The sequence below is a fragment of the Pseudomonas rhodesiae genome (assembly GCF_013285305.1).
In the GTDB taxonomy this organism is placed as follows: Bacteria; Pseudomonadota; Gammaproteobacteria; order Pseudomonadales; family Pseudomonadaceae; genus Aquipseudomonas; species Aquipseudomonas rhodesiae.
Genome location: NZ_CP054205.1, coordinates 3,773,256 through 3,786,039, shown reverse-complemented (window position 1 = coordinate 3,786,039; position 12,784 = coordinate 3,773,256). Strand labels below are relative to the sequence as shown.

Below are 12,784 nucleotides of genomic sequence, written 5' to 3'. Positions count from 1 at the left end.
CTTCTCCAAAAAAATCTGTTAGCTGCGTCTCTGCCGTGTTGTTTTTGTTATGTCAGAGTCGTTTCGTCTTATTTTTATTAGGTTTGGCGCTTTTTATTCTTGTTATGCCATAGAGATAGCAGAAGCCGTGCCAACTTTTAAAATGTCTTTAAAATCAATGAGTTGATTTTTATGTAGGAAATGACCGAGGGCAAATACGACAAAATATGTTCCCGTGTTACTCGATGTGTAGGGCTTGGGTAACACATTGTCACAGGCGTGCTACTCACACAGCGTTACGCGCCTTGGCCACCCGCGAACCGCTGGGGCGCCCCAGCACCTGAATGATCTGCCGGCCTGCGAGGATCAAGGCGTCCAAGTCGACCCCGGTGTGAATGCCCAGGCCATTGAGCAGGTACAGCACGTCTTCGGTCGCGACGTTACCGCTGGCGCCCTTGGCATACGGGCAGCCGCCAAGCCCGGCAATAGAGCTGTCGAACACCTGGATGCCTTCCAGCAGCCCGGCGTACACGTTGGCGATGGCCTGGCCATAGGTGTCGTGGAAATGCCCGGCCAACTTGTCCCGTGGCACCTGCGCGCCGACCACTTCAAACAGGCGGCGGGTGGCGCCCGCCGTGCCGGTGCCGATAGTGTCGCCCAACGACACTTCATAACAGCCCATGGCATACAACTCCCGCGCCACTACCGCCACCTGTTCGGCGGCGATCTCGCCTTCATAGGGGCAGCCCAATACACAGGACACATAGCCGCGCACACTGACTCCGTGTTGCTGGGCTGCGGCCATGATGGGCGCGAAACGTTCCAGGCTTTCGCTGATGGAACAGTTGATATTGCGCTGGGAAAACGCCTCGGACGCGGCCGCGAACACCGCCACTTCCTTGACCCCGGCGGCCAGCGCGTCTTCGAAACCGCGCAGGTTCGGTGCCAATGCGCCATAGGTCACGCCGGGTTTGCGCTGGATCTGGGCGAACACTTCGGCGGAGCCGGCCATTTGCGGCACCCACTTGGGCGAAACAAAACTGCCGACTTCGATATAGCTCAAGCCGGCGGCGCTGAGGGCGTCGACCAATTGAACCTTGTCCGCGACGCTGATGGGGTTGGCTTCGTTCTGCAAACCGTCGCGCGGGCCGACTTCAACCAGGCGGACGTGGGAGGGGAGGGTCATGGCGGTCACCTTCTGATCAATCGCCGGCCTGGCGCATGGTTTGGGCCAGGGCCTGGGTGCAACGCTCTTCGGCGGTGTCCAGTTCCAGCTTCATCTGTTCGATATCCAGCAGTTGCTGTTCCAACTGCTCACGGCGCTCGGCGATCTTGGCCAGCATGCTGTTGAGCTGGATGTGGTTGCCGCTGCTGGGGTCATAGAGTTCGATCAATTCGCGGCACTCGGCCAGGGAAAAGCCGATGCGCTTGCCGCGCAGGATCAGCTTGAGGCTGACCTTGTCCCGCGCGCTGTAAATGCGCTCCTGGCCACGCCGCTCAGGGGCCAGCAGGCCCTGTTCTTCATAGAAACGAATGGCGCGGGTGGTGATATCCAGCTCGCGGGCGAGGTCGGAAATACTGTAGGTAGTGCTCATGGCGGCGCTCAAGAAAGTTCTGGCGCTAAGCTAAAGGTAGGTTGACGTGAACGTCAAGGTCCGCTGCGCGGACCATCGGGGGCGAGCCCCCTCCCACAAAGGGCTCCTTGGTAGTCCATTGCACGGGAGGGGCGCTCAAGCTTGTTGTTTGTCGAGCTTCTTTTCGTGGGCGGTGACTTGTTGGCACAGCTCGATCATCTGCTCGCGCATCCAGCGGTTGGCCGGGTCTTGGTCGGTGCTTTCGTGCCAGTACAAGTGGGTTTCCACCGGCGGTACGTCGTTGACCGGCAAGTTGAACCAGTGCAGTTCATGGCGTCGGGCAAAGCGCTCGGGCACGGTCATCACCATGTCGGTCTGCTGCAGCACTTGCGAGGCCATCAGGTAATGCTGGGAGCGCAGGGCGATCTTGCGCTGGATGCCCATTTTGCCCAGCGCCAGGTCGACGTGGCCCAGACCATTGCGACGGCTGGAGATATGGATATGGGTCAGCGACAGGTAGTCGTCCAAGGTGAATTTGTCCTTGCCCGCCATCGGGTGGCCCTTGCGCATGGCGCAGACGTAGCGGTCCTCCATCAGCTTGACGTGACGCACCTGCGGGTCGGTATTGAGCGGCGCGTCCACGGCAAAGTCCAGGCGCCCGGCGGCCAGTTCCTTGGTGGTTTCGCGGCGCTTGGACAGGAAACTCTCGATCACCACCGTGGGCGCCAGGCGGCGCAGGCGCTGGAACAGCGGCGGCAGGATCACCGCCTCGGTAAGGTCGGTCATGCTGATGCGGTAGGTTTTGGCCGCCTGTTGCGGGTTGAAGATGCGGCTTTCCTGCACCGACACCCGCAGCAGCGACAGCGCATTGCGCACCGGGCCGATGATGTTCTGCGCCATCGGCGTGGGCACCATGCCTTGGGCGGTGCGCACGAACAGCGGGTCGTTGAAGGTCTCGCGCAGGCGGGCCAGAGCGTTGGACACCGCCGGTTGGGTGATGCCGACAATCTGCCCGGCGCGGGTCAGGTTGGCTTCGGTGTAGATCGCGTCAAAGACGATGAAGAGGTTGAGGTCGACCTTGCTCAGATTCATTTCGTTGCGCTCTTATTGTTAGGTGTTCATACGCCGATCATATATCGGTGATGAATGTTAATACACGCCGAGAATAGGCTAGGTAAATTATCAACGCTGTTCTAGCATCGATTGCATGACCTAAACAACCTCTCCAAGAAGGGAGCTGCTCATGGATTTCGCCTATTCGCCCAAGGTTCAGGAACTGCGTGAACGCGTCACTGCGTTCATGGACGCTTACGTTTACCCCGCCGAGCCGGTGTTTGAACGCCAGGTCAGCGAAGGCGACCGTTGGCAGCCCACTGCGATCATGGAAGAACTCAAAGCCAAAGCTAAAGCCGAGGGCCTGTGGAATTTGTTCTTGCCCGAGTCCGAACTGGGCGCTGGCCTGACCAACCTCGAATACGCGCCCCTGGCGGAAATCATGGGCCGTTCGCTGCTGGGGCCGGAGCCGTTCAACTGCTCGGCGCCGGATACCGGCAATATGGAAGTGCTGGTGCGCTACGCCAATGCCGAACAGAAACAGCGCTGGCTCGAACCACTGCTGCGCGGCGAGATCCGCTCGGCATTCGCCATGACCGAACCGGACGTGGCTTCCTCGGACGCCACCAACATGGCCGCCCGCGCCGAACGCCAGGGCGACGAGTGGGTGATCAACGGCAAGAAATGGTGGACTTCCGGCGCCTGCGATCCACGCTGCAAGATCCTGATCTTTATGGGCCTGAGCAACCCCGATGCGCCGCGTCACCAGCAGCATTCGATGATCCTAGTGCCGGTGGACACCCCCGGGGTGAAAATCCTGCGGCCGCTGCCGGTGTTCGGTTACGACGACGCGCCCCACGGCCATGCCGAAGTGCTGTTCGACAACGTGCGCGTACCTTACGAAAACGTGTTGTTGGGTGAAGGGCGTGGCTTCGAGATAGCCCAGGGGCGCCTTGGCCCGGGCCGTATCCACCACTGCATGCGCTCGATCGGCATGGCCGAGCGCGCGCTGGAATTGATGTGCAAGCGCTCGGTCAGCCGTACCGCATTCGGCAAACCGTTGGCGCGGTTGGGCGGCAATATCGACAAGATCGCCGACTCACGCATGGAAATCGACATGGCGCGCCTGCTGACCCTGAAGGCGGCGTACATGATGGACACCGTGGGTAACAAAGTGGCGAAAAGCGAAATCGCCCAGATCAAAGTGGTGGCGCCGAACGTCGCCCTGAAGGTGATCGACCGCGCGATCCAGATCCACGGCGGTGCCGGGGTGTCCAACGACTTCCCCTTGGCCTACATGTACGCCATGCAGCGCACCCTGCGCCTGGCCGACGGCCCGGACGAAGTGCACCGCGCGGCGATCGGCAAGTTCGAGATCGGCAAGTACGTGCCTCGGGAGTTGATGCGCGGCGGGCAGTAAGAACGCGGCGCCTGCATCGGGGGCAAGCCCCCTCCCACCTGTGATCGTGTGCTTCCAGTCAGTGTGGGAGGGGGCTTGCCCCCGATAAGGCCAGTGCCAGCAACCCAACACCCAAGCCTCAATACACCCACACCTCCACCCGCCGATTCTTGATCCGCCCCTCATCCGCCGTATTCGCCGCTACCGGCATCTGCGCCCCGAACCCACGGATATCGCGCAGCACCACGCCGCTGCGAACCAGCTCGCGCCGCACCGCCATGGCACGCAGCTTGGACAGTAATGCTGCGCGTTGCGGGTCATTCTTGGCGTCGCCAAAGCCCACTAGCGTGACCTGCTTATTGAGCTTGCCGTGACTTTTCAGGTACGCCACCACCCGTTGCAGGTCCTGGCGTGCCTTGCTGTCGAGGCTGGCGCTGCCTTCTTCGAAGCGAAAATTCACGCTCAAGCGCTGGGCGTCGCGGGCTATTGCCTGGTAGTCGTCGGGCATCGTGGGGCGCGGTGTCACGGCCATGGCTTGCACCTGCTGCGCGATAAAGCCGTTGGCCGCCACAATCGCCTGGCCCTTGGGGCTCTGGGTAAAGTCCACCAGCGCATCGGCCCAGGGGTTGCGGTTCGACGGTGGCAAGTAAAAGTACAAACGGCGTGACAGCGGGTAATCCTCGGTGGCGATCAGGCTGTTCAACGGCAGCATCGGTTGCGAATCCCCGTCGACAACCGCCACCGCCTTGGCCTGGCGCACGTAGGGCAGGCCGATAAAGCCGATGCCTTGGGGATCGCCGCTGACCGCGTCGGACAACTGCTCGCTGGATTCGAAACGCTGGGCGCTCGCCACCAACGGCTTACCGCGCAGGCGCAGCACCAGCTCTTTGAAGGTGTCGTAGGTGCCCGACTGATCATCCCGCGCATACACATGGATCGGCCCGCCGACCCCGCCCAACGCCTCCCAGGTGCTGATCTCGCCGTTGAAGATCTGCGCCAGTTGCACGGTGTTCAACGTCGTTAGCGGGTTGCGTGGGTTAAGGATGATGGCCAGGCCATCGATGGCGATCACCTGTTCGGCGTCTGGGCTTTTCAGGTCGCCCAGGGGTTCGAGGTCCACCAGTTCGCTGTCCTTGATGGGTCGGGACGAGGCGGCCAAGTCCGCGCTGGTTTTTTTAAGCGCTGCAAAACCGGTGCTGGAACCATGGGCCGCCACCTCGACGGTCACCGTCTTGCCTTGGCGCGTTTTGCCGACGATCCGCTGTTCATTGGCTCCGTCGGCCGGCTCGCTGTGTACGTCTTGCAAACCCTGCTGCGCCATCAACCCCTTGACCAGTGCCGGGCCCAATGCCGCGCCAATGGTGTTGGAGCCTTGGATGCGCAACGCCGGACCATGATCGGGGGCGGGCAGGGGGACGGCCACGGCGGCGAGGGGCAATAGGCAACACAACAGGAACAGAACGCGCAGCGTCATGCCGGCACCTTCTCAAGCCAAAGGGAGTGCCGCGAGATTAAGTCAGTCAGGTTGCATAAATATGACTGACTGGCGGCCACGCCCACATCTGATCGAGCCCCGACAACCCGTCAGCTCAATTCAAGCCAGATCGGCGCATGGTCCGAGGGTTTTTCCAAACCACGCAATTCGTAATCCACCCCCGCATCCTTGACCCGATGCAGCAAGCCCGTGGAGGCCATGATCACGTCGATGCGCAGGCCGCGCTTGGGCTCATCTTCAAAGCCGCGGCTGCGGTAGTCGAACCAGCTGAAACGGTCGGTCACGTCCGGATTCAGGTGCCGGAAACTGTCCACCAGGCCCCAGTTTTTCAGGCGCGCCATCCACTCGCGCTCCTCGGGCAGAAAGCTGCATTTGCCGGTCTTGAGCCAACGTTTGGCGTTGTCGGCGCCGATACCGATGTCGCAGTCTTCCGGGGAAATATTCACGTCGCCCATCACCACCAGTGCCTGGTCATTGCTGAACTGGCTTTCCAGCAATTGCTGCAGGTCTTCGTAGAAGCGCTGCTTGGCCGGAAATTTGGTGGGGTGGTCGCGGCTTTCGCCTTGGGGGAAGTAGCCATTCATGATGGTGACCGGCTGGCCGTTCTCGTCGGCAAAGGTGCCCCAGATAAAGCGGCGCTGGGCGTCTTCTTCATCGCTGGCAAAGCCTTTATGCACGCTCAACGCTGGCTGACGCGAGAGCAGGGCCACGCCGTAGTGGCCTTTCTGACCGTGGTAATACACGTGATACCCAAGGGCTTGCACTTCAGCGAGGGGGAACTGGTCGTCGTGGACCTTGGTTTCCTGCAGGCCGATCACATCCGGTTGATGCTTTTCAATCAGCGCCGCCAACTGATGAGGGCGGGCGCGCAGCCCGTTGATATTGAAGGAGACGATTTTCATGGTCGGCAGTCCGGTCTTGGCAAAAAGGGCGATGCTAGCCGACAAGTCAGACGGGGGCCAGCGTGGCGGTAGGGCAGATGCGCTGCTAATGTCTGGGAACGACTGGTGCTGCGTAGGTTCGTACCCATAAGAACGCCATCCTTTGAGTGGCGCCCACTGAGATTGACTGTATGCCTGAGACTTCGACTGCCATCGCCGACATCCGTGTGCTCAACAGCGGCTATTCCCGCGAAGCCCGTTCCCTGTTGTACCAGGCTTACCGCCACGAACCGACATTCGCCTACATCTTTGAGGCCGAGCGTCCTGGCTATGAACAGCGGGTGCGCGCCACCGTGCGTGAGCTGGTCAAGCAGCACTTCTTCCAGAAGCTGCCGGCCATTGGCCTGTTTGTGAATGACCGTCTGATCGGCATCGCGCTGATCGCGCCCCCGCAACGGCGCCTGGGAATCACCGAGAGCTGGGCCTGGCAATTGCGCATGTGGCTGAGCACCGGGGTGCGCGGCACGCGGCGTTATCTGGATTATCACCATGCCGTGCTGGCGTGCTTGCCCAGCGAGTCGGTGCATATGCTGCCGCTGCTGGGGATTCATCCGCAGTTCCAGGGCAAGCATTACGGTGAGCAGTTGTTGCAGGCGGTGCATAACTGGTGCGCCGAAGACCCGCATTCGTCCGGCGTGGTGCTCGACACGGGCAATTCGCGTTACCTGGAGTTTTATAAACGCCAGGGTTATGAGGAAATCGGTGAAGTGGCAGTGGGGCCGGTGTTGGAGCATGTTTTTTTTCACCCCAACCCTCAGGTATTGCAGGCCGCCACGGCGTGATGCAGATTTTTTCAGAACTTTCCGAGTTCTACGTTTCTCGCCCGCTCGTGTAGCATCCGCGCCTATGAAGTTTCCAGGAAGATTCACCAGCAGCTTCATTCTGCTGTTTACAAGCTGCGGCGCGCTGGCACAAAGCGAATTGGACGTGCGCATCAAACCCGCCAACGACGCGTTGAAAGCCAATATCGAAGGCTATATCGGCGGCGTTGGCGATCGTGATGAAGAGGCCCTGCTGCGGTTCAGCCGTGGCGCCGAGGAGCAGGCGCGCAAAGCCGCCCAGGCGCTGGGCTTTTATCAACCGCGCATCGACAGCGACGTGCAGGGAGGCAAGAACCCGCGCCTGATCCTCAACATCGACCCTGGCGAACCGGTGCACTTGCGTGATGTGACCATTCGGGTCGACGGCCCGGCGGCGAACCTCAAAGCGTTTCGCATACCCGCCAGCGACGACCTTAAATCCGGCGCCATTCTCAACCACGGTCATTACGAAGACGCCAAGCGTCTGATCCAGAACCAGGCCTCGCGCTACGGCTTTTTCAGCGGGCGCTTTACCCGGCAGACCCTCGCGGTGGACCCCCAGGCCGGCGTCGCCGATATCGAACTGGTGTATGACAGCGGCCCGCGCTACACCCTCGGCAAGGTCAGTTTTGCCGGCGATACGCCGTTCGACGAAGACCTGCTGCACCGCATGGTGCCGTTCAAAAGCGGCGATCCGTACGACTCCGAGCTTATTGCCGAACTCAACCAGAACTTGCAGGCCAGCGGGTTTTTCGAAGGCGTGCGCGTGGACGCCGCGCCCGCCGCCGCCACCAATGACGTGATCCCGGTGGCCGTGCAGTTGGACACACGCAAGCCGCGCACCATGGGCCTGGGCCTGGGTTACTCCACCGACGTCGGCCCGCGCGGCAAAGCCAACTGGACGCGACATTGGGTCAACCCTCAGGGCCATAGCTATGGCTGGGAAGCCGAGCTGTCGGCGCCGCGGCAGAACGTCGGCCTGTGGTACGACATTCCCCTCGACCCGCCGCTCACCGACAAACTGCGCTTTGCTGGCGGCTACCAGAACGAAGAAATCGCCAACACCGACACCCTGAGTAAATTGCTCACCCTCGGCCCGGAATGGCACAGCAAGCTACCCAGCGGTTGGACGCGGGTGATCTCGCTCAAATGGCAGCGCGAAGAGTACCGCCTGGGTGACGATTCGGGTCTGAGCAACCTGTTGATGCCGGGCGTCAGTTATTCCTACCTGCGCAGTGACAATCGCATCGACCCGCACCATGGCTATCGCCTGCAATTGGACACCAAGGTGGCCAAGGAAGGGCTGGGTTCAGACACCAATTTGCTGTACGGCACGGCGATGGTCAAAGGCCTGACCACCCTGTGGGACAACCATCGCTTCCTCGCCCGTGCCCAAGTGGGCGGCAGTGCCACCAATGGCTATAAATCAGTGCCGCCGTCGCTGCGTTTTTTTGCCGGTGGCGACCAAAGCGTGCGCGGCTACGAGTACCAGACGTTGTCCCCCGAAAACGACCGCGGCGATCGCATCGGTGGGCGCTACATGGTGGCGCTGAGTGCCGAGTATCAATATTCCATCGCCGAAAAATGGCGGATCGCGACCTTTATCGACCAGGGCAACTCCTTCAACAATCTGGAGCTGCCCAGCCTGAAGACCGGCGTCGGCGTCGGCATCCGCTGGGTCTCGCCGGTCGGGCCGATTCGTCTGGACCTGGCCCATGCCCTGGAAGATCCGGGCGGCGTTCGTTTGCACTTTTCCATGGGGCCTGAGTTGTGATGCGTGGGGTGAAAATAGCCGGGCTGGCCGTGGTGGCCGTCCTCGCCATAGGGGTGCTGACGGGTTGGGCGATACTCGGCACCCAGGCAGGCAGCCGTTGGGCGCTGGCGCGTGTGCCGGGGTTGAGCGTGGAGAATTTCCAGGGCCGTTTGGGCGGCCAATGGCGCGCCGACCATCTGCTCTGGGAGCAGGGCAGCAGCCGCGTCGAACTCCAGGCGCCGACGTTTGCCTGGTCGCCGGCTTGCTTGCTGCGCATGACCTTGTGCATCGACCGACTGGAGGTGGAACAGGTCAGCCTGCAATTTCCCCCCAGTGGCGACGAGAGCAGCGGGCCGATCCAACTGCCGGACTTGAAACTACCGGTAGCCCTGCAATTGGGCGAGGTTCGCGTCGGTCGCCTGTTGTTCAACGGCAGCGAGGAGCTCAAGGGCCTGCAACTGGCGGCGCACCGGACGGCGGCGGGCATGCAGATCGACGCCGTGCACTTGCAGCGCGATGATCTGGTGCTGGACCTGAGCGGCTTGTTGCAGCCCAGCGGTGATTGGCCGTTGACCGCCAGCGGCAACCTGAGCCTGCCTTACGCACCCGGCGGTGCGCCGTGGACAGTGGCGCTGAAGGTCGACGGCGACCTGCTCAAAACCCTCAAACTCGACGCCGACAGCAGCGGCTACCTGCCGGCCAAGCTCAGCGGCGAACTGCAACCCCTGGCGGAAAACCTGCCTGCCCAATTACACATCACCGCCGATGGCTTCAAGCCCAGCGCTGATTTGCCCGACACCCTGCAGCTCAATCAACTGGACCTTACCGCCAAGGGCGACTTGAGCCGTGGCTACCAACTGCAAGGCAAGGCCGTGTTGCCGGCGGAAAAAGGCCCGGTCGATCTGTTGCTGCAAGGCAAAGTAGACGCCAAAGGCGCGCAGATCGCCGGCCTGGACGTAAATGCCGGCGACAAACAAAGCCTGAAACTCAGCGCCAACCTGGACTGGCAGCAAGGCTTCAGCGCCGATGCCAAAATCGCCTGGCTGGATTTCCCGTGGCATCGCCTGTACCCGCTGATCGACGAGCCCCAGGTGACGTTACGTACATTCAATGGCGAGGTTGCTTATAAAGATGGTAATTACCTCGGCAACCTCACGGCCGACCTCGATGGCCCGGCCGGCCCATTTTCGGTGGTCACGCCGTTCAGCGGCGACCTTACGCAGGTGTTCCTGCCGGAGCTGAAACTGAGCGCCGGCCAGGGCAAGGCCGAAGGTCACTTGAACCTGCAATTCGCCGATGGCATCGCCTGGGACACTGCGCTGGACCTGTCGGCGCTGAACCCTGCGTACTGGGTGGCGGAGTTGCCCGGCACCCTGGCCGGCCCGCTACGCAGCAAGGGCGAATTCAAGAACGAGCAGCTCAAACTCAACGCCGACCTCGACCTCAAAGGCCGCCTGCGCGGGCAAACCGCCGTGCTGGCGGCCAAGGCCGATGGCGCCGGCGAGCAGTGGACCCTGGCCAATCTCGACTTGCGCCTGGGCGACAACCGCATCCAGGGCAGCGGCAGCCTGCAGCAGCGTCTGGCCGGGCAGATCGATATCAAGCTCGCACGCCTGGCCCAGTTGTGGCCGCAGTTGCGCGGTCAAATCAACGGCCGGCTCGACGTGGCGGGTACGCTCAAGGCGCCCCAGGGCAAGCTCGGCCTCAAGGGCCAGCAACTGGCGTTCGCCGACAACCGCCTGCAAACCCTCAGCCTCGATGCCAGGTTGGATAGCGCCCAGCGCGCGAAAATCGACCTCAAGGGCAGCGGCATCCAGAGCGGTGACACCCAGGTCGGCACGCTTACCGCCAGCGCCCAGGGCGACATCCGCCAGCAAAAGGTCCAGCTCGACCTGGCCGGGCCCCTGGTCAAATTGGCTCTGGCCCTGGACGGTACTCTAGATAAGGGCAACTGGCGCGGGCGTCTGGCCAGCGGCGATGTGCAGGCCGGTGGCCAGGACTGGCGGCTCCAGGCCCCGGCCAAAATCGAACGCCTGGCCGATGGCCGACTGACATTTGCGGCGCACTGCTGGGTCTCCGGAGCCTCGAGCCTGTGCGGCGAAGACCAGCGGCTGATGCCCGAGCCGAAGTTGCGCTACCACCTCAAGCAGTTCCCCATCGACAGCCTGGCGGCGTTTTTGCCCAAGGATTTCGCCTGGCAGGGCCGACTCAACGCCGACCTGCAACTGGACCTGCCCGCCAGTGGCCCCAAAGGGGTGGTGTCGGTGGATGCCAGCGGTGGCACCTTGCGCGTCAAGGACAAGGCCCAGTGGTTGGACTTTCCCTACGACACCCTCAAGCTGGAAACCACCCTCAACCCCCGGCGCATCGACACGCAGCTGAACTTCCATGGCGGCAAACTCGGTGAGTTGCTGTTGCAGGCGCAGATCAATCCATTGCCGAAAAACAAGCCGATCACCGGCCAGTTCAGCCTCATGGGGCTGGATCTGGCCGTGGCGCGGCCATTCGTGCCAATGGTGGAAAAACTCAGCGGCAAGCTCAACGGCAACGGCCGCATCAGCGGTGGCCTGCTGGCACCGCAGGTCAACGGCAGCGTCAACCTGGTGGGCGGCGAAGTGTCCGGACCCGAACTGCCCATCAGCCTCGAAGGGCTGAACGTGCAGGCGCTGATTGCCGGTGAAAGTGTGCAGTTGAATGGCGGCTGGCGCAGCGGTAAAGCCGGGCAGGGCAGCCTCAAGGGGCAGATCGACTGGGGCCAGGCCCTGGCGGTGGACCTGCACCTGCAAGGCGCGCAACTGCCGGTCACCGTCGAACCCTATGCCGAGCTGGAAGTGGCGCCCGACTTGACGATCAGCCTCAAGAACGACCGGCTGGCCATCGCCGGCAAGGTGCAGATTCCGCGCGGCGATATCACCGTGCGTGAACTGCCGCCGTCGACGGTCAAGGTGTCGGATGACACGGTGATCATTGGCAGCCAGACCGAGGAGGGCAAGCCGCCGATGGCCATGGCCATGGATATCGACGTGGTGGTGGGTGAAGACCGGCTGAATTTCTCCGGCTTTGGCCTTACCGCCAAGGTGCAGGGCCAGGTGCATATCGGCGATAACCTGGACACCCGGGGCGAGCTGTGGCTCAACGACGGCCGCTACCGCGCCTATGGGCAGAAGCTCGACGTGCGGCGTGCACGCCTACTGTTCGCCGGGCCGCTGGACCAGCCGTACCTGGACATCGAGGCGATCCGCAAGACCGACGACGTGACCGCCGGTATCCGCCTGAGCGGTAGCGCCGAGCAACCTACGACGCAGATCTTCTCGGAACCGGCCATGAGCCAGGAACAGGCGCTGTCCTATCTGGTGCTGGGGCGTCCGCTGAGCACCACCGGCGAAGACAACAATATGCTCGCCCAAGCCGCCCTGGGCCTGGGCCTGATGGGCAGCGCCGGGGTGACCTCGGACATCGCCAACAAGCTCGGCATCCGCGACTTCGACCTCGACACCCAAGGCAGCGGCAACAACACCGCCGTGGTCGCCAGCGGCAAAATCACCGAGAAACTCAGCCTGCGCTATGGGGTTGGCGTATTCGAACCGGCCAACACCATCGCCTTGCGCTACCTGCTGAGCAAAAAGGTCTACCTGGAAGTGGCCAGCGGCGTGGCCAGTTCCTTGGATATCTTCTACAAGCGCGATTTCTAAACCCAACGGGGATAGAAATGTGAGAGGGAGCTTGCTGTGGTGAGCGGGCTTGCCCCGCGCTGGGCTGCGAAGCAGACCCAAACCCAGGCGCCTCGGTG

Annotated in this window: 9 protein-coding genes; 4 read left to right on the top strand and 5 right to left on the bottom strand. The window is 62.2% G+C overall.

The window, feature by feature from the left end:
- Window positions 1–265: 265 nt before the first annotated feature.
- The 3 genes from HRH33_RS17060 to HRH33_RS17050 all read right to left on the bottom strand — a co-directional run bounded on the left by HRH33_RS17060 (window position 266) and on the right by HRH33_RS17050 (window position 2,645).
- Entirely contained in the window at window positions 266–1,165 is a 900-nt protein-coding gene (locus HRH33_RS17060) for a hydroxymethylglutaryl-CoA lyase (RefSeq protein WP_123479698.1), read from the bottom strand.
- A gap of 16 nt (window positions 1,166–1,181) precedes the next feature.
- On the bottom strand, window positions 1,182–1,574 hold the full coding sequence (locus HRH33_RS17055; RefSeq protein ID WP_034098804.1) for a MerR family transcriptional regulator: 393 nt from the start codon (window positions 1,572–1,574) through the stop codon (window positions 1,182–1,184).
- 135 nt (window positions 1,575–1,709) lie between these two features.
- Window positions 1,710–2,645, bottom strand: a complete 936-nt coding sequence (locus tag HRH33_RS17050) for a LysR family transcriptional regulator (RefSeq protein ID WP_034098802.1) — start codon at window positions 2,643–2,645, stop codon at window positions 1,710–1,712.
- 151 nt (window positions 2,646–2,796) lie between these two features.
- On the opposite strand from HRH33_RS17050, the gene HRH33_RS17045 reads away from it, so the two are divergent.
- Window positions 2,797–4,026, top strand: coding sequence for an acyl-CoA dehydrogenase (locus tag HRH33_RS17045; protein ID WP_034114234.1), 1,230 nt, complete (start codon window positions 2,797–2,799; stop codon window positions 4,024–4,026).
- A 118-nt stretch (window positions 4,027–4,144) separates the two neighbouring features.
- Here the strand turns inward: HRH33_RS17045 and HRH33_RS17040 are convergent, their stop codons facing one another.
- Both HRH33_RS17040 and xthA read right to left on the bottom strand, forming a co-directional pair.
- Window positions 4,145–5,479: a substrate-binding domain-containing protein gene (locus HRH33_RS17040; RefSeq protein ID WP_167417747.1), complete on the bottom strand. Its 1,335-nt coding sequence runs from the start codon at window positions 5,477–5,479 to the stop codon at window positions 4,145–4,147.
- A 110-nt stretch (window positions 5,480–5,589) separates the two neighbouring features.
- The gene (gene xthA, locus HRH33_RS17035; RefSeq protein WP_034138620.1) at window positions 5,590–6,402 is read right to left on the bottom strand and encodes an exodeoxyribonuclease III; all 813 of its coding nucleotides are present in this window, start codon (window positions 6,400–6,402) and stop codon (window positions 5,590–5,592) included.
- Between the two features lie 170 nt (window positions 6,403–6,572).
- Here xthA and HRH33_RS17030 point away from each other — a divergent pair, with 170 nt between their 5' ends.
- The 3 genes from HRH33_RS17030 (at window position 6,573) to HRH33_RS17020 (ending at window position 12,686) form a co-directional block, all read left to right on the top strand.
- Window positions 6,573–7,223 (top strand): GNAT family N-acetyltransferase, encoded by a 651-nt coding sequence (locus tag HRH33_RS17030; protein ID WP_034098795.1) that lies wholly within the window; start codon window positions 6,573–6,575, stop codon window positions 7,221–7,223.
- Between the two features lie 64 nt (window positions 7,224–7,287).
- Complete coding sequence (locus HRH33_RS17025; protein WP_167417748.1) at window positions 7,288–9,015, top strand: autotransporter assembly complex protein TamA; 1,728 nt, start codon at window positions 7,288–7,290, stop codon at window positions 9,013–9,015.
- Window positions 9,015–12,686 carry a translocation/assembly module TamB domain-containing protein gene (locus tag HRH33_RS17020; RefSeq protein ID WP_173603530.1) on the top strand — a complete coding sequence of 1,224 codons (3,672 nt, stop codon included), beginning with the start codon at window positions 9,015–9,017 and terminating at the stop codon, window positions 12,684–12,686. Before HRH33_RS17025 ends, HRH33_RS17020 begins: the two co-directional genes overlap by 1 nt.
- Window positions 12,687–12,784: the final 98 nt, after the last annotated feature.

Bases quoted from the DNA above. Each gene is read 5' to 3' on its own strand.
- xthA (WP_034138620.1), bottom strand. From the start codon at position 6,402: ATGAAAATCGTCTCCTTCAATATCAACGGGCTGCGCGCCCGCCCTCAT.
- HRH33_RS17020 (WP_173603530.1), top strand. From the start codon at position 9,015: ATGCGTGGGGTGAAAATAGCCGGGCTGGCCGTGGTGGCCGTCCTCGCC.
- HRH33_RS17025 (WP_167417748.1), top strand. From the start codon at position 7,288: ATGAAGTTTCCAGGAAGATTCACCAGCAGCTTCATTCTGCTGTTTACA.
- HRH33_RS17045 (WP_034114234.1), top strand. From the start codon at position 2,797: ATGGATTTCGCCTATTCGCCCAAGGTTCAGGAACTGCGTGAACGCGTC.
- HRH33_RS17060 (WP_123479698.1), bottom strand. From the start codon at position 1,165: ATGACCCTCCCCTCCCACGTCCGCCTGGTTGAAGTCGGCCCGCGCGAC.
- HRH33_RS17030 (WP_034098795.1), top strand. From the start codon at position 6,573: ATGCCTGAGACTTCGACTGCCATCGCCGACATCCGTGTGCTCAACAGC.
- HRH33_RS17050 (WP_034098802.1), bottom strand. From the start codon at position 2,645: ATGAATCTGAGCAAGGTCGACCTCAACCTCTTCATCGTCTTTGACGCG.
- HRH33_RS17040 (WP_167417747.1), bottom strand. From the start codon at position 5,479: ATGACGCTGCGCGTTCTGTTCCTGTTGTGTTGCCTATTGCCCCTCGCC.
- HRH33_RS17055 (WP_034098804.1), bottom strand. From the start codon at position 1,574: ATGAGCACTACCTACAGTATTTCCGACCTCGCCCGCGAGCTGGATATC.